The organism is Flavobacterium sp. 22659 (assembly GCF_052044235.1).
Lineage (GTDB): Bacteria > Bacteroidota > Bacteroidia > Flavobacteriales > Flavobacteriaceae > Flavobacterium > Flavobacterium johnsoniae.
In genome coordinates, this window is record NZ_JBQEMU010000021.1 from 1 (window position 1) to 16,493 (window position 16,493).

Consider the following 16,493-nt stretch of genomic DNA (forward strand, 5'->3'; position numbering starts at 1 on the left):
AAGTCCTTTTTTGATTATTTTATTAGTTTTCATAATTTTTGTAAGTTTTTTAAAGTTACTTACGTGTACTTTAGCCCTGCGGTTTTAGAAATAATTACAAATTGATCAATTTAGAATCGTTTTAAATACAGAAATTACCTAATAATTTAATTATAAAGCAGGTACTAGTAAACTCTGGTAAGATTAAATCCAAAAAATATATCTCGTTTTGTCCAGTCGCCAGTGGTTCTTCCCAGATACCCAGCCTGATCAATTGCCTGTGAACTGGTAAAATGGATCTGAAAACATGACCGCCGGTTTCCAGATCAAAACCTATAAATAATGAATTAAAGAGAATTTGGCGCCCTGTTTAAATGCGCCGCATAATCCATATTTAAGGACCAGCAGCTTAGCGAATTAATATCTTCCTCCAAATCCTATGGCATATTGGGAATTTCAAACGGTATTTTACCAATACGGCTGCTCTATCGCATTTCTGGCATTGTCGGTCTTTTTGGACGCCAGGGCAGGAGGATCAAACATGCTGACTGCAGTCCTGCGAATTTGTATCTGGGGTACTTTTGCAATGGCCGCATCCGCACTGGTCGGATACATTTTCGGGGTGCAGACCTCATAAAAATAAAATCTGCTTTAAAATTTAAGCCAATCTTAAGCAATTTAAAAAAATAAGAAACCGCTCAATTCGTTTTATCGTATATCTCTAAAACAACTGGAAATGAAACTCATTACATTACTCCTGCTGGTAACGGTTCTGCCTATAAATTGGGAACCTGACTTTAATAATGCTAAAAAGACGGCAAAGGAAAAGCACGAATTAATCCTGTTGAATTTCTCGGGTTCGGACTGGTGCGGCCCCTGCATTGCAACACGAAAGGATTATTTTGAAAATCCTGCCTTTACAGCTATGGCAGATCAAAATTTAGTATTGGTTAATGCTGATTTTCCGAGAAAAAAGAAAAATACCGGAACCCCGGAACAGGTGAAACGAAACGAAGCATTAGCCGAAATATATAACAAGGAAGGCAGTTTTCCCTTAACGCTTCTTTTGGATGCTGAGGGCAGAGTAATCAAAACCTGGCATGGAAAACCCGAAAAAACACCTGAGGAGTGGACTGCCGAAATAAAAGCGATCTGTGACAGCCGAAAATAACATTCCCAAAACGCAGAAGTATTCCCAGTCGCTAAAACTGATGGGAAACAGTTTTACTATTACCGTTGTGGCCGAGAATCAAAAGACCGGTAATGAGTACATCAACCTGGCTGTTGAAGAAATCAGGCGGATCGAAAAACTCCTGACCACCTACAAAGCGGACAGCCAGACCAATCTGATCAATGAAAATGCAGGAATCAGGCCGGTCAAAATTGATCTGGAAGTGTTTGATCTTATCGAAAGGTCAATTGGAATTTCAGGAATTACACAGGGCGCTTTTGACATTTCTTATGGAAGCATAGACAAAAGTCTCTGGAATTTTGATAAATCCATGAACAGCCTGCCGGATTCCCAGACAGCACTTAGAATGGTCCATCTTATCAATTACCGAAATATTATCCTGGACAGGGAAAACACGACGGTATTTTTGAAAGAGAAAGGCATGCGGATCGGTTTTGGGGGTATTGGAAAAGGATATGCCGCAGAAAAGGCAAAGCAAGTACTTTTAAAGCATAATGTGCAGAGCGGCATCATCAATGCCAGCGGAGATCTCTGCGCCTGGGGACTGCAGCCAAACGGGCAAAAATGGACCATCGGCGTGGCGGATCCCGATTCTCCAAACGCAGCATTCTCTTATATGGAAATCTCTAATAAAGCGGTGGCTACCTCGGGTAATTATGAAAAATACGTAACAATCGACGGTAAAAAATATTCCCACACCATTGACCCAAAAACGGGACTGCCGATAACCGGAATAAAAAGCGTGACCGTCATTGCATCCAACGCTGAATTTGCCGATGCCATGGCCACTCCTATTGCGGTAATGGGCATTCAGGCAGGTCTGTTTTTAATAGATCAGATACCGGATCTATATTGTATTATCATTGACGAGAGTAATCAAATTTACACTTCAAAAAACATTCACCTGAGATGAAAAAACCAAAACAAAAAAGTCTAAAACTTTTATGCAGTACTGCATTTGCCGGTATCCTTATGGGTTCCTGCACCCCGGTAAAAGAATACCAGAAGGGAAAAATCAACGATTCTGAAATGGTGCTTTCCAATAGAAAAATCGAAAAGACAGAACTTAGTTTTCAATCCTACCGAGAGGGAGCTTCCGGGGCAAATTCAGGAAAAAGCGGCGGCGGCTGCGGCTGTAATTAATAGCAAAAAGAAATGAAAAGAAAATTCATTACCGGATTTGCGCTGCTGATGCTCTTTCAGGCCAAGGCGCAGGATGTCCCAAGTGACTCCACAGGATACAAAAGCAGAAAATTAAAACTCGAAGAGGTAAACCTGGTATCGAGCTATTACAAACAAGACGGAAACAATTCGGCTGTTACCGGCGGCATAGGTTCGGAGCATCTGACCGATATAGCCAACACCATTGATGTTAAACTGGTCAAGTACGGACAGACCGGAATCAAACATACTTTTGATATTGAAGCCGGAATTGACCATTACACTTCAGCCTCATCCGATAGGATTGATTTGAGCGCCAATTCATCCGCTTCTTCCTCAGACAACCGCTTCTACCCTTCCCTGATGTATCTTAGAGAAAATGAGCAAAAAGGCAGAACGATCGGCATCGGGGTTTCCTCCTCTACAGAGTTTGACTACCAGTCATTTGGAGCAAATATCAGCTTCTCCCAGAAAACAAGAGACCGAAACGGCGAGTTTACTGCTAAATTTCAAACCTTTATTGACCAGCTCAAACTCATTGCCCCCCTTGAACTTCGCAGCCCGGGAAGCGAAGGTTATGACACTGCCGGACGCAATACGTTTGCCGGAACCCTGAGCTATTCCCAAATAGTAAACCAAAACCTGCAATTGCTTTTCGTGGCTGATTTAATCAGCCAGAACGGCTATTTAAGCCTGCCGTTTCACAGGGTATATTTTAACGACTATTCGGTTCATCAGGAAAAAATGCCCGACAGCAGATTAAAAATACCCTTGGGGATCAGGGCCAGTTATTTTCTGGGTGATGCTATTATTATACGGGCTTACTATCGTTACTATACTGATGACTGGAGCCTAAAGGCGCATACTGCCGATCTTGAAATCCCGGTGAAGGTAACACAATCACTTTCATTTAGTCCGTTTTACAGGTACTACACTCAGAGCGGCACAAAGTATTTCAAAGGTTATGCACAGCATACTGCAGCTGATCAATATTACACCAGCAACTATGACTTGTCTAAATTCGAGAGCAGTTTCTTTGGAATGGGAATGAAATTTACTCCCCCTAATGGAATCTTTGGGCTTAAACACTGGAATACTCTTGAGATCCGTTACGGACATTACAACAGAACCACTAACATGAGCTCTGATATCATTAGTTTAAACATCAAGTATAAATAGCATTGGATATAAAAAGCCCAAATATAAAATTGGGCTTTTTACGTTGCTCTTAAAACAAGAAAGCAATACTGAGATGCGAATATCTCTATTCAAGCAGCCAAAAACAAACCATTCCCATTTTTCAAGGGCATGCCATTTTTACCACAAAAGGTTTAAGTCTATAATAATATGAAAGAAACCACAGCAAAAACCAAAATGCATGTATGCCCGTCTATAGGGATAAAAACCGTATTGTCATGGAAACATCACCTGTTATATTAAAAGTACTGCAGACTCTTGCAGACCGATATGGAAAAAGCTGTTCTTTGGAAGAGCTGACCAGTCTGGTTCACCTGAAGGTTCACAGCTCAATTACAGATCGTTTGTACGCTGCAAAACAACGCCAGTCTTACCTATTAGATGCTTTGCTGTATCTGGATGATCAGGGGTTTATCTTTTTAAATTCCGATACCGACCGAAGTGTAATTACCATAAAGGGCCTGATGAAAGTAAATAACAAGCTTTTATGGAATTAGTTTGTGCTGCCGGTGCCTGACCGTCTTATCTTTTGATCGAAATCAACATTAAGGGCAGTGGTCTACATAAGATTTCACAGGCAGTCATCCAAAAACACGCCAAACAAAATACCCGAAAAGATCTCACTTCTTAACAATAAGATGCTGCTGCGCGGGGTCATTGAGAAGTCTTTCCATCTCGGTATAAATAATATCCTGCACATCACACTTGATCTGCTGGAAATTCCGCTGTATCATCCCGGAATCCAAATGCCGCACAGGCGGTACTTCCGTATAGTTTTCCTCTTCCCTGCGCAGGGCTTCATGGTCGTTTACAATCTCACAGTGAAAGGTTTTCAGTTTGATGCGGCACTGCGGATCATCGGCAGTCATGCCCACAAATTCCCCTGAACTGAGCGATGAAATCTTGGATGGCGGCACGGCGGCTTCCAATTGTCTGGAGCGGCTGATGGAGGCATCCGAACTGTTGATGGAAATACTTTCCCTGTCCTGCATGATCTTCCCGAAACGTTCCGAAAGCTGTTTGGCCGTATCCCCTGCCACCTGCCCTGATATGATATTTCCGGTGATGTTCATAATCACCTCGGCCTGTTCGCGCCCATAGTCTTTTCTGAGCTGGCTGAAATCCTGTATCCCCAGGCAGGTGCTCACTTTGTTGCTTCTGGCCGTAGCAATCAGGCTGTCCATGTTGTTGAGATAAATAGTGGGAAACTCATCAAAAATAAGACTGGATTTGAGCTTTCCTTTTTTGTTGACCAGTTTGATCAGCCGGTTGACATAGAGCGATAAAACAGCGCCGTAAATCTGTATTTTCTGCGGGTTGTTTCCCATGCAGACAATCTTGGGCTCCAGGGGATTATTAATGTCCAGGGTAAAATCATTTCCCGATAATACATAATAGAGCTGGGGGGAAGAAAGCCGGGCCATGGCTATTTTAGCCGAGGCAATCTGTCCTTCGAGCTGTTCCATGGCATCGTTAAGATATGCATTGACAAAAGGGTTGATGAGCACCTCAATTTCCTTATCGGTGCGCAGCAGGGTAAAGAGGCTGTCATAGTCGGCCTGCATGAGTTCAATAACGTGCGGCAGGGTGCAGAATTCCCCATCCTTGTACCTTCTGAGATACCAGATCACGGCCGATAAAAAATTGATCGGCGATTCCACAAAAAAGTCGCCCTGGCGTTTGATCCACTCCCGGTTGAGCCCCAGAAGGATAGTGCGTGCGGATTCCGAGGCATCGGTAATATCTTCCATACTCTGCGGATCCAGCGGATTGCAGCGGTGCATGATTGCATCAAAATTAATGAAGTAACATTTCGGCACCACTGTGTAGGCGTGTTTGTATTTCTCAAAAGTATTGTAAACGATTTTGGACAGGTCATCGTATTTGAAATCATAGACAAACATGCTGAATCCCTTGGCAATATGCTGGGTGATGAGATGACGGATTACAAAATAGGATTTGCCTGAACCCGGCGTACCCAAAACAAGCAGGCCGCGGAAAGGATTGATGATGTTGATCCAGCTGTTTCGGATTTTGTCCCTGCGGTAATAACGCGCCGGAAGGTTGATCGAATATTCATTTTCCAGCAGTCGTTCTTCCTGGGGAAAGGTTTCATTTTCGCTGTTAAAAATATCCGCATCAGGGAGTCTGTTTTTAATAATGCGGGAGAGCATTGTGCCTCCCGAGAGCACCAGCAGAAAACCCAGAACAGTTGTCCCTATATACAGCGCTGCAAGAAGCGGCTCGGACCCGTAAAAGAGCAGCGCCGTACCACTCAGAAAATACAGCGCCAGTCCGAAAGCCGTATAATAAAAAGCCGTTTTAAACTGTCTTTTTTCGTCCTTTCTTCCCTTGGCGCCGAGCAGTGAAATCACAAGCAGCCCCAGCGAAATACATTTGGAAAAATGAAAACTGCCAAACAGTCCGGTCTTGTAAACCGAAGCTAAAATCTGATCCGCCAAAGCTCCTGTCAGATCCCAGAACCGGAATGCCCCATAGCAGTAATAATAAAAATGCAGCAGCAGCACCATGATGCTCATCAGTCTTGTCATATCGAGTATTTTTCTCAGTGCCTGTTCATTTTCTCCTGTCTGCATAGCTGTCTGTTTTTACGGTTACTGGTTCAGGATTAATTCAGATCCGAACGTCCCTTTTTTTTTCTTTTCCTGCGTCTTGCCTTAAACTTTCCGCTGCTGTACTCTCCCTGCCATTCGGGCTTCATGAGTTCTTCCAGTTCTTTGGTGCTGCTCCCCTGAATGGTATTCCCAGCAGACTGCTTCTCACTTAGATCTGCTTTGTTTTTCAAAACCTCACCGGCCGCTTGGGGCTTCTCTTTCCCGCCCGCAGCCCCACAGCGCTCCAATACTGCTTTGGCGCTGTAATTTTTTCCCAGCGCGCTGCCGTTAAACACGCTTCTGGTAACATGGTCCACATAGGTCAGACCGTATACCAGACCGGCATCACTTTTGCGCAGCACCATACTGATTCCTTCCTTTTCCAGCAGCAGCATGAGCTTGTCCAGACGGATTTGCTTTGCGAAAAAAATACGGTCCACAGCACTTCGGATCCTCTTTTTTTCAAAGATCCTTTCGGTACTGTTCAAGGCAAATCTTTTTTCCAGAAAACCAAGTGTGGGGCGCAGGGATAAATCACTTGCCTTGATGGGAACCCCTGCCGCTTTTCCATCCTGGTCCAGTATGCGGTACACCAGTCCGCCGGACTTAAAAATCCTCGAATCGACGCTGCCCCTGTCGGCCTTGATATTATAGAGCTGCAGCACGGCATTAAGCTCGGCAAGCGAACCGTATGTATAGTTCAAAAGCACGGACTCCAGCACCCCGGAGAGCGCCCTTTTGGATTCGGTTTTCCCGTACAGAACTTTACCCGCAGCGGCCGGTTTCAGCAGCGGTGTCTCCTGTTTTTTATTCCCTTCTGCCCGCACCAGATTAAACTCTTTTTCAATTTCTTTTCGGGCCTTTTCCGACTGGTTCCTGCCAATGTTCTGCATGTCAATTCTCGATCCGTCTTCCCTTACTTTGATGGACACCAGATGGATGTGGGGGTGCCCCGCATCATGATGCTGGTAGACCAGATACGGCTGCTGCGCAAAACCAATTTTTTCCATATAAGCGGCCGCAATTTGGAGCAGCTTTTCTTTTGAATAGTTCTCGCTGGGGTGAAAGTTCAGTGAGATGTGCACGCTGTTTCTTTTCACATTTTCATTCAGGGCATTCTGATGCAGCAGCCGGCTGAGTTTCATTGAAAGGTTCATACGCGAAACTTCCATAGGATAATTCCCTTCCCCGATGCACTGGGCCTTTGCTTGTTTGACTTTATTTTCATTGTAATTGAAAACCGCCCGCACGCAGTGTCCGGTCTTTATCACTGCAACCATTTTTCAGCCGTTTTCTCCATTAGTCTCTCAATGGTTTGGATCTTCTCCAGCAGCTCTGCGCGCTGGGCTTCGGTGCTGGTGATCCAATCCCTGAATTCGGGAAGCTGTCTCAGGGTATGGAGTTTTTTAACAGCCTGGTTAAAATTATTTCCCAGCGCGCTGAGCTCTTTTCTGAGCCTGATAATTTCCAGCATATATTCATCCAGGGATGCATTGCGATACAGGGTTGTTATGGGCTTATTCAAAACACATGCCCTAAGGTACTGGCTCATCTGACGGCAGGTGGATGCCTTAAATCTTTTTTCTATTGCAGTAAATTCAGCGGCGGTAAAACGCACGGCAGCAATACGGTTTCGGTTTGCATTGTCTTTCCTCATCTTGTTTGCTTTTCATTTTTTAAACAGTATTTGTCAGTCTCCTTCTTGTAAAATCACTGCGCGCGAGTTCCGAGCACAAGCCAGCCGGATGCGTTTGTTAAACAAACGGACATCTGGCCGACTGCAGGAACGAGGCAGTCCTGCTGTCTTTTAAAAAGTAAAGCGGTAAAGAATCGCTTCACTCATCTTCGGGCTAAAATAGAAAAGCCCGCCGGATTCCGCCTATCCCGGCCATATTTTGAACGGGGTAGTATCAAAGCATCTTCTTATCTTTGAATAGGTAGATTATAAATTTAAAACATGTGAATTATGCTGACAGAAAATGATGCCGCCCAGGTTTTTGATACCATACTGAGTATCCCGGGCATGAATGAGCCAGTGAGGATTGATCTGAAAATTTCACGAAAAAACGTACTGCTTTTACACCATGTCATCGAGCGGGGCCTGCTTGAAAACAACAGCAGTCCTTCGATGCTTCTGCGGCGCACTGCCCAGGAAAACATTCAAGAAATAAAACAGCTTTCCGCTGACTGCCTGGGCCGGGCCGGCCTTGCTGAACTCCATGAAAAACTCGCCGGTCTTGGAACAGAAAAAAACAATAAAAGCTAAAAGAAAAGCCGTCAGCCAAAAAACAACTGACGGCTTTTTTATTGGTATCAGCCTGAAAGCTTTTTGCTTCAGACTGCATTACAATACAGTATGATTTTTATGTGTTTTAAACCGCTGCTGCAGGCCTGTCTATAGATACTGCCGCATATTAGAAAGTCCAGATTATTTTCTGCAGCAGACCGACTGCCGCTTATGAAATTCTTGATACTGAAGACGCCCGTCCCTGCCCTTTTAACTCCTGAGAGGTGACTGACCGCCTGCAGCCATAAACGAAAAAACTCCCTAAAAATTTAAGGAGTTCTTCGGCAGCCGGCGGGTGCCTGAAAGGGTATGCGGTAACTAACTAAATCATTGAGCAGAACCTCCAGACGAACCCCGCCGGTCCCCTGTTCTTTTTTCTGAATGATCACAAAAGTATCCTTACCGATATACCATCAAATTTACGCCAATAAAGCAATTACTGCCTTACAAGATCTTCGCACGTCCTTACAGGATTATAAGCTTTTCCCATACAGCACTCCAGAACCGTATTAAGAGGTTTAAAAAATAGTAAAAGGCGCTATAAAGCGCCCTGATCTGCAAAGGAATAATAATGCTCTGAGGTAACAATCAGATGATCCAGCAGCTTGATATCCAGAACTTCGCCTGCCATGGAAATCTTTTTGGTAATATGTTTGTCTGGTTCTGAAGGCAGGACATTTCCCGATGGATGGTTGTGGGCAATGATCAGCCCTGCGGCACCGGCTTTAAGCGCCGCGGCAAAGAGCAGTCTGACATCCACTACAGTGCTGGTGATGCCTCCTGAGGAAACTTCATAAATGCCGAGTACTTTATTGGACTGGTTGAGCAGCAGTACTTTGAACTGCTCCAGAAATTCAATCTTGCCGGGATCCCAGCAGTCTTTTATCAGGCTATAGGCATATTGGGAAGATGTAACATGGGGTCTCTGGGAATTTTTAATTTTTGTTTTATAAATCAGATCGATTTCTGACACATTTTTCCATCTGTTGTTTTGTAGAGTTTTCATGATGCTAAATATTTAAGATTAATTTTAGCACCGCCTTCGGGCAGAAGGGAGCAAGCGCAGAAAGCAACGCAATAAAGCAGGACGGCTGTCCTGCATTTATGGGGGAATTTTTTGCAGCGCCCCGAGCCGCTGTGCCCGAACTTTGTGATGGAATTAAACGGTATTTACATCCCCGCAATATCTGCCTGAGAAAGCCAAAGCATGCTGAAAGAAACCCAAAGAAGTACTCGGCAGCACTGTTACAATAAAAAAAGCAGTTGTACGGCTCAGGCAAACAGCTGACCATCAAAACGGTGGGAAAACCATACAAAAAAACAGCTGAAAATATGATCTAAGACCGCTTGCTGCCTTGTATTATGTACCTTATTGAACTATTTTTGCCGCATGAATCATGAAGAAATAAAACGCTATTTTGAGAACAATCCGCCGCCCAAAGAAGTCGTATGGACTCCATGGGCAAAAATCAACGATACGCAGGTTTTTTTAAAAAGCTGCTACATTGGAATTAACAATTTTAACGGCCCGATTGAGAGATGTCCTGCATGGTGGCATCTCAGGGATTTTTACCTGCTGATAAAGCGCAGTACAGTCCAAAAAGCCGCTTCGTCTGAACCAACTGTTTCCCTTGAAGAAACGGTATCCGGGATAGAGAATAGTCCTGCAGAAGAAATACAAGAACAGGAAGAGGAAGCTTCAAACCTATAATGGCAGGTCTGAAAGCAGAATAGTATATTGGCATGGGCCTGTTAAAAAGCCGCGAAAATTATTAAGCCAGCAGAAAATTTTTTTCGCTTTTTGTGAAAAGAGCCCAGTCCGTTCCCAATAGGTTTGCAATCAAGTTTTTGAGTCCCTGGAAAGTACTGGGTTTTATCGCATAAAAATCGGCCCCCATTTTATAGGAAAGTTCAATATGGGAGCGGCTGCCGCTGGTCGAAAGCATAATTATCCTTATATCCTTGAAATAGTCATCTGCTGCGCGGATTTCTTCGAGGCAGTCAAAACCATTTTTACCCGGCATATTAATATCAAGGAAAATAATTTCAGGGAGCCGTCTTAAGGAATCATAAAGGGCATTCAAAAGCTGTTGTCCGTCTTCGAGAGCCTTCACTTCAACTGGGAGATTTAAATCTGTTACCGCATCAAAAAACAACATTCTGTCATCTTCATCATCGTCAGCTATAAATACAAATTTCTGTGGGTGATTTAATTTACTCATGACTCATTTATTTAGTGCAGACAGCAGATGATAAGAATCGAAAGATTTTCACACGTCTGTAAATAAACCTTTGTAAATCAATAAACAATCGACTTACATCCGTGAAGCAGTTAATAGCTTACAAAGTTAAGTCTTAAAATTAAATAAATTACTACAAAACTAAAAAGAAGCTGAAAATTTCAAAATGATTAACATTTTTTTGATTTTTTTTCAAAAAAAAGAGAGTTGCATTACTTTTTCGAACACTTCGAATTTTACAATACTAATGATGCTGTAAATTCTGAATAAAGCAATATGAGCCTTAAAAATGAATTTTTGAAGCACTTGTAAAATAAGGATTTTAAAATTTTGTTATTATTTAGAACATTTTATTTTTAAAAAATGTTCTTATCTGTACTAATTTTGATCTGTATAAAAATGAACAGATCATGAACCGGGCCATTGTACATATTGACATGAACACGTTCTTCGTATCGTGTGAAAGACTGACGAATTCTGAACTTAACGGCATTCCGCTTATTATTGGCGGCGGTGATAGAGGTGTCGTGGCATCGTGTTCGTATGAGGCACGCCGTTTTGGGGTTCGTTCTGCCATGCCGATTCATATGGCTATGAAGTTATGTCCTCAGGCCAAAATCATGAAAGGCGACATGGAACTCTATTCAAGGCTCTCCCATGAGGTTACTGAAATTATCCAGGAAAAAGCGCCTGTGGTTGAAAAAGCCAGCATAGATGAATTTTATCTGGACATAACCGGAATGGATAAATTCTACGGCAGTTATAAATGGACCGATGAACTCGCCCAACGCATTACAAAAGAAACCGGCCTTCCCCTCACCTTTGCGCTTTCGGTTAACAAAACCGTTTCTAAAATCGGCACAGGGGAAGGAAAGCAGAAACAGAACCTTGAAATCCCGCAGCAGCTGGTCCAGTCTTTTTTAAATCCGCTTTCTATCCGTAAAATCCCGATGGTGGGTGAAAAGACATTTCAGCTCCTTTCCCGGATCGGGATCAGGAAAATCCAGACCCTTTCCGAAATGCCGGCTGAAGCGCTCCAGCGGATGATCGGCCAGAACGGAATCGAGCTCTGGAAAAAAGCCAATGGTATTGATAATAATCCGGTAGAACCCTACACGGAAAGAAAATCTATTTCCACTGAACATACCTTCTCCCAGGATACGATTGACATACCAAAGCTGAACAGGGTGCTGCTGGGGATGGTAGAAAAACTCTCTTACCAGCTCCGTTCCGAACAGTGGCTCACATCAACTGTAACGGTTAAAATCCGATATGCCAACTTTGATACCGAAACCAAACAATGTCGTGTGCAGTATACCTCTGCGGATCATATCCTGACCCAGACCGTAACGGAATTGTTTGACAAACTCTACCAGCGCCGTATGAGGCTGCGTCTTATCGGGGTGCGTTTCAGCGGGCTGGTGAGAGGGACCTATCAGATTGATCTTTTCAATGATACTGAAGAAATGCTGGCGCTCTATCAGGCTATGGACCGCATGAAAAACCGTTACGGCTTTGATGCGGTAATGCGCTGTGCCGGCGCTTCTTTCAAACCCAACAATAAAAATGAAATTTTAAAACGTAAATCAGACTAAATGTATCTCAACTGCCACTCTTTCCACTCGCTGCGTTACGGCACTATTCCGGTTGAGGAATTGGTACAGCTGGCTGTGTCCCTGGGTGTTCAAGCCATGGCCCTGACCGATATCAATACTGTGACAGGGATTTACGATTTCATAAAACTATGCAATACAGCCGGCATAAAGCCCCTTATAGGTATGGAATTTCGCTGCCGGCACCAGCTGCGTTATATCGGACTGGCAAAAAATACGCAGGGACTTGCCGGAATGAACCGCTTTTTAACCGGCCATAATTTTGACGGAACTCCCCTGCCCTTGCATGCTCCTGAGATTGCAGATGCTTTCTTTATTTATCCCCTTGAAAATGCGCCCCAGGTGTTAAGAGAGAATGAATATATCGGCATCCAGCCTGAAGAACTGCAAAAATTGGTATTGTCTGAATGGAAGGACAGACAGCATAAAATGGTGGTGCTCCAGCCGGTAACTTTCCGCTCCAAAACCGAATACCAGCTTCATAAAATTCTGCGTGCCATAGATCTGAATGTTTTAGGCTCCAGGCTTAAACCTGAAGACTGCTGCAGGGCGTCTGATACAATGATGCCGTTGGAAAAACTGCTTTTCTTTTATCAGCATTACCCTCAGATCATTGCCAACACAGAGTACATAATAGAGCAGTGTAATTTTGAATTTGATTACAGCACTCCTAAAAATAAAAAATATTATACACAAAACCGCCAGACCGATATTGAACTTTTGACTATCCTGGCCCAGCAGGGACTCGAATGGCGTTACGGAAAAGACAATACCGAGGCCGGGGCCCGAATGATCAAAGAGCTAAAAGTGATTGACCAGCTTGAATTCAGCGGGTATTTCCTCATCACCTGGGACATTATCCGCTACAGCAGCAGCAAGGGGTTTCTGCATATTGGACGCGGCAGCGGTGCCAATAGTATTATCGCCTATTGCCTGGGTATAACCGATATCTGTCCCTTGGAACTGGACCTGTATTTTGAACGTTTCCTGAACCTGAACCGTAAGAGCCCTCCTGATTTTGATATAGACTGGTCATGGAAAGAGCGTGATGTTATTCTCGAATATATTTTTTCCCGTTATGGAGCCGATCATGTGGCTTTCTGCGGGACGAATGTGGAATTCAAATACCGCTCGATTTTTCGAGAAGTGGGTAAGGTTTTCGGACTGCCGAAAGAAGAACTCGATGCGCTGGCCAAAAACCCGATGAACCTGCACCCCACTAACAAAGTAGTCAGACAGGTGCAGCAGTACGGCATGCTGCTCGAAAAATACCCTAACCAGCGCAGCATGCATTCCTGCGGTATCCTGATTTCTGAAGAGCCAATTACCAACTATACACCGCTGGAAATGCCTCCCAAAGGCTTTCCCATTGTGCTTTTTGATATGCATACCGCAGAGGACATTGGACTAGAGAAATTTGATATCCTGAGCCAGCGCGGCATCGGGCATATTGATGACAGCGTTAAAGTTATTGAGAAAAACACCGGAATACGCATCAATATCCGTGACACCTCGATTTCTAAAGATGAAGCCCTATGCAACCAGTTTTTAGCTGCAGGAAAAACAATTGGCTGCTTTTATATTGAAAGTCCCGCCATGCGCGGTCTGCTGCGCCGGCTGAAATGCGGTGATTACAAAACGCTCGTAGCTGCTTCTTCTATCATACGTCCGGGAGTGGCCCAGTCCGGTATGATGAAGGAATACATCTACCGGCACAACCATCCCGATAAGTTTGAGTATTTCCATCCGGTGTTTAAGGAGCAGCTTGGAGAAACCTACGGCATTATGGTGTATCAGGAAGACGTAATTAAAATTGCACAGCATTTTGGCGGGCTTCCTGCCGCTGACGGTGATATTCTTCGCCGTGCCATGTCAGGCAAAGGACGCTCTAAAGCGGCACTGCAGAAAGTAAAGGACAATTTCTTTGCATCCTGCGCCGCTCAGGGACATCCTCAGGCGCTGAGCGCAGAAATCTACCGCCAGATTGAATCCTTTGCCGGGTATTCTTTCTGTAAGGCGCACTCCGCTTCCTATGCGGTGGAAAGCTACCAGAGCCTGTATCTAAAGGTAAACTATCCCATAGAATTCATGGTAGCGGTAATCAACAATCAGGGCGGGTTTTACCGTACGGAAGTCTATGTGCATGAAGCCAGGATGTCAGGAGGCATTATCCATCCCCCATGTGTAAATAAAAGCGGGTATGAAACCACCCTGTACGGAAAGAACATCTATCTGGGCTTTATGCACCTGCAGGGGCTGGAATACAAAACAGCTGTTATGATTGAAGAAGAGCGGTGTAAAAATGGGGACTATACATCGCTGGAAGATTTTATCAACCGAATCCCAATAGGCATTGAAGGGGTGCAGATTCTAATTTTTATAGGGGCTTTTCATTTTACCGGTAAAACCAAAAACCAGCTTTTAGTCATCTCAAGGCTGCTGCTGGTTAATTATAAACCAAACAGCAGCAGTCTGAAACTTATACAGGAACCCGCCAAAGAGTTTCAGCTTCCTGCATTGGAACGCTCTTTATTTGAGGATGCTTTCGATGAGATTGAACTTCTGGGTTTTCCGGTTTCCTGCTCGCCTTTTGAGCTGCTGCAGACTTCTTTCCGGGGGGATGTGATGGCAAAGGACCTGCTGGGGCATCATAAAAAGCAGGTGCGTATGCTGGCGTATCTGATCTCGCGCAAACATGTGCCTACTAAAATGGGCGCTATGTATTTCGGCACCTGGATTGATGCACAAGGCGAGTTCTTTGACACGGCCCATTTTACGGGAAGCCTCAAGGATTATCCCTTTCAGGGCGGCGGCTGTTACCTGTTATTGGGCAGCGTTGAGGTAGATTACCACTTCCCTACCATTACGGTTACCAAAATGGCTAAAATGCCCTTTATACCGGATCCCCGATACGAACATGAAAACGACTGGAAATACAAAACCCAGCAGAAACTGCGAGAAGATGTCAGCATGACCCACAGGGCGCCCTATCCGCAGGAGCATGAAATTAACCTGCCCAGACATAAAATGACAGATTAGTCCCCTAATTAATTCTAATACTAAAAGAAATGATGCTTTTTGATGAGACCGAAATTTTTTCATCGGGAAACAGCGGCAAAAGAATATTTGACGTACCCGATGCTGACCTGCTGCTGATAGATAATTTTTTCAGCAAAGCCGAATCGGATTACTATTATAAGGTTTTATACCACGGCACGCAGTGGCGGGAATACGAAATGCCGATGTATGATAAGGTTGTAACAGCCCCAAGGATGATTTCATGGTACGGCGACACCAACAGACCGGAGAGAAAATCCAATCCAGACTGGCCTTCGGAACTGCTTCAAATCCGTGAGTGTGTAGAAAATGAAACCCAGATCCGTTTTAATGCCGTGCTGCTTAATCTGTACAGGGACGGCACAGATGGTGTGGGATGGCACAGTGATAAAACTTCTTCCAGCAATAAGAATATGAACATAGCCTCGGTGACTTTTGGGGAAACACGTCTGTTCAGGCTTCGCCATAAAACACTAAAACATATTGCGCCGATAGAAATTCCCCTGCACCATGGCACTTTTCTGCTTATGGCAGGAAGCACCAATACGTATTGGGAACATCAGGTGCCCAAGACGGCTCGTGCTGTATTGCCGCGGATCAACCTTACTTTTCGTCAAGTCAGGGAAACCTAAAGTTTCCTTAGATCATTTTAATACCTATTGTTCCTTTTATACAGGCTTACTGTCCTTAAGTTATTGTTTTAGATGCAAACTATAAACAATTGGAAATCATTGCAATCCTATAATAATCCAGTTATATAATATAACAGCTTTGTTTTTACTCACGTTAACTTTGGGTAAACTAATAAAATTAATAATCATGGACGATAGAAACAACATAGGACAAGAGAATATTACACATATCAATATCTCCGAACAAAGTGAAATCCAGCAATGGGCAGAAAAACTAAATGTGCCGCAAGAGATATTAAAAGATGCTGTGAGGGCAGCCGGCACTAGTGTAGAAGAAGTAATCGAACATCTTAATGAAAATCCTCCCTGCAGAGAGAGTGCCTCAGAGGCAGTTCATTTAAAAGACGGCCCATGGCATGATGATCATCAAAAGAGCCGCTATGATAATCCTGAAGGAAAAAGCATTGAAGAGGCAACAGACCCCTCAAAATTATCACAGCTTTAAATTTTTAAAAGCCGT

Annotated in this window: 17 protein-coding genes; 11 read left to right on the plus strand and 6 right to left on the minus strand. The window is 44.0% G+C overall.

Features of this window, described 5'->3' with window-relative positions:
- Positions 1–164: 164 nt before the first annotated feature.
- The gene (locus tag ACTJIW_RS18515; RefSeq protein ID WP_440718470.1) at positions 165–278 is read right to left on the minus strand and encodes a DUF5777 family beta-barrel protein; all 114 of its coding nucleotides are present in this window, start codon (positions 276–278) and stop codon (positions 165–167) included.
- Between the two features lie 437 nt (positions 279–715).
- Here ACTJIW_RS18515 and ACTJIW_RS18520 point away from each other — a divergent pair, with 437 nt between their 5' ends.
- The 5 genes from ACTJIW_RS18520 to ACTJIW_RS18540 all read left to right on the plus strand — a co-directional run bounded on the left by ACTJIW_RS18520 (position 716) and on the right by ACTJIW_RS18540 (position 4,026).
- Complete coding sequence (locus ACTJIW_RS18520; RefSeq protein WP_121361099.1) at positions 716–1,150, plus strand: thioredoxin family protein; 435 nt, start codon at positions 716–718, stop codon at positions 1,148–1,150.
- Positions 1,134–2,084: an FAD:protein FMN transferase gene (locus ACTJIW_RS18525; RefSeq protein WP_012025735.1), complete on the plus strand. Its 951-nt coding sequence runs from the start codon at positions 1,134–1,136 to the stop codon at positions 2,082–2,084. Before ACTJIW_RS18520 ends, ACTJIW_RS18525 begins: the two co-directional genes overlap by 17 nt.
- Positions 2,085–2,143: 59 nt before the next feature.
- Complete coding sequence (locus tag ACTJIW_RS18530; protein ID WP_235023078.1) at positions 2,144–2,314, plus strand: DUF4266 domain-containing protein; 171 nt, start codon at positions 2,144–2,146, stop codon at positions 2,312–2,314.
- A gap of 12 nt (positions 2,315–2,326) precedes the next feature.
- Entirely contained in the window at positions 2,327–3,511 is a 1,185-nt protein-coding gene (locus tag ACTJIW_RS18535) for a DUF3570 domain-containing protein (RefSeq protein ID WP_012025736.1), read from the plus strand.
- A gap of 236 nt (positions 3,512–3,747) precedes the next feature.
- Complete coding sequence (locus ACTJIW_RS18540; protein ID WP_044047925.1) at positions 3,748–4,026, plus strand: hypothetical protein; 279 nt, start codon at positions 3,748–3,750, stop codon at positions 4,024–4,026.
- Positions 4,027–4,149: 123 nt separating this feature from the next.
- On the opposite strand, the gene mobC is transcribed toward ACTJIW_RS18540, so the two are convergent.
- From mobC to ACTJIW_RS18555, 3 genes are read right to left on the minus strand one after another with little or no spacing between them, the layout of a single operon-like run.
- Positions 4,150–6,126, minus strand: a complete 1,977-nt coding sequence (gene mobC, locus ACTJIW_RS18545; RefSeq protein WP_440716291.1) for a conjugal transfer protein MobC — start codon at positions 6,124–6,126, stop codon at positions 4,150–4,152.
- A gap of 32 nt (positions 6,127–6,158) precedes the next feature.
- Complete coding sequence (locus ACTJIW_RS18550; RefSeq protein ID WP_440716290.1) at positions 6,159–7,424, minus strand: relaxase/mobilization nuclease domain-containing protein; 1,266 nt, start codon at positions 7,422–7,424, stop codon at positions 6,159–6,161.
- The gene (locus ACTJIW_RS18555) at positions 7,412–7,801 is read right to left on the minus strand and encodes a plasmid mobilization protein (protein WP_012025739.1); all 390 of its coding nucleotides are present in this window, start codon (positions 7,799–7,801) and stop codon (positions 7,412–7,414) included. Before ACTJIW_RS18555 ends, ACTJIW_RS18550 begins: the two co-directional genes overlap by 13 nt.
- A 309-nt stretch (positions 7,802–8,110) precedes the next feature.
- Here ACTJIW_RS18555 and ACTJIW_RS18560 point away from each other — a divergent pair, with 309 nt between their 5' ends.
- Positions 8,111–8,410 (plus strand): hypothetical protein, encoded by a 300-nt coding sequence (locus ACTJIW_RS18560; RefSeq protein WP_073411337.1) that lies wholly within the window; start codon positions 8,111–8,113, stop codon positions 8,408–8,410.
- 559 nt (positions 8,411–8,969) lie between these two features.
- Here the strand turns inward: ACTJIW_RS18560 and ACTJIW_RS18565 are convergent.
- Positions 8,970–9,437: a JAB domain-containing protein gene (locus ACTJIW_RS18565; RefSeq protein WP_440716289.1), complete on the minus strand. Its 468-nt coding sequence runs from the start codon at positions 9,435–9,437 to the stop codon at positions 8,970–8,972.
- A 366-nt stretch (positions 9,438–9,803) separates the two neighbouring features.
- Here ACTJIW_RS18565 and ACTJIW_RS18570 point away from each other — a divergent pair, with 366 nt between their 5' ends.
- Positions 9,804–10,142: a DUF6965 family protein gene (locus ACTJIW_RS18570; RefSeq protein WP_440716288.1), complete on the plus strand. Its 339-nt coding sequence runs from the start codon at positions 9,804–9,806 to the stop codon at positions 10,140–10,142.
- 61 nt (positions 10,143–10,203) lie between these two features.
- Here ACTJIW_RS18570 and ACTJIW_RS18575 read toward each other — a convergent pair whose 3' ends face one another.
- Positions 10,204–10,653: a response regulator gene (locus ACTJIW_RS18575; RefSeq protein ID WP_012025744.1), complete on the minus strand. Its 450-nt coding sequence runs from the start codon at positions 10,651–10,653 to the stop codon at positions 10,204–10,206.
- Positions 10,654–11,081: 428 nt separating this feature from the next.
- Here ACTJIW_RS18575 and dinB point away from each other — a divergent pair, with 428 nt between their 5' ends.
- From dinB to ACTJIW_RS18595, 4 genes are all read left to right on the plus strand, one after another.
- The gene (gene dinB, locus ACTJIW_RS18580) at positions 11,082–12,266 is read left to right on the plus strand and encodes a DNA polymerase IV (RefSeq protein WP_012025745.1); all 1,185 of its coding nucleotides are present in this window, start codon (positions 11,082–11,084) and stop codon (positions 12,264–12,266) included.
- Positions 12,267–15,323, plus strand: a complete 3,057-nt coding sequence (locus tag ACTJIW_RS18585; RefSeq protein ID WP_440716287.1) for a DNA polymerase III subunit alpha — start codon at positions 12,267–12,269, stop codon at positions 15,321–15,323.
- A 29-nt stretch (positions 15,324–15,352) separates the two neighbouring features.
- Positions 15,353–15,973, plus strand: coding sequence for an alpha-ketoglutarate-dependent dioxygenase AlkB family protein (locus ACTJIW_RS18590; protein ID WP_440716286.1), 621 nt, complete (start codon positions 15,353–15,355; stop codon positions 15,971–15,973).
- Between the two features lie 187 nt (positions 15,974–16,160).
- Complete coding sequence (locus ACTJIW_RS18595) at positions 16,161–16,478, plus strand: DUF3606 domain-containing protein (protein WP_440716285.1); 318 nt, start codon at positions 16,161–16,163, stop codon at positions 16,476–16,478.
- Positions 16,479–16,493 lie beyond the last annotated feature (15 nt).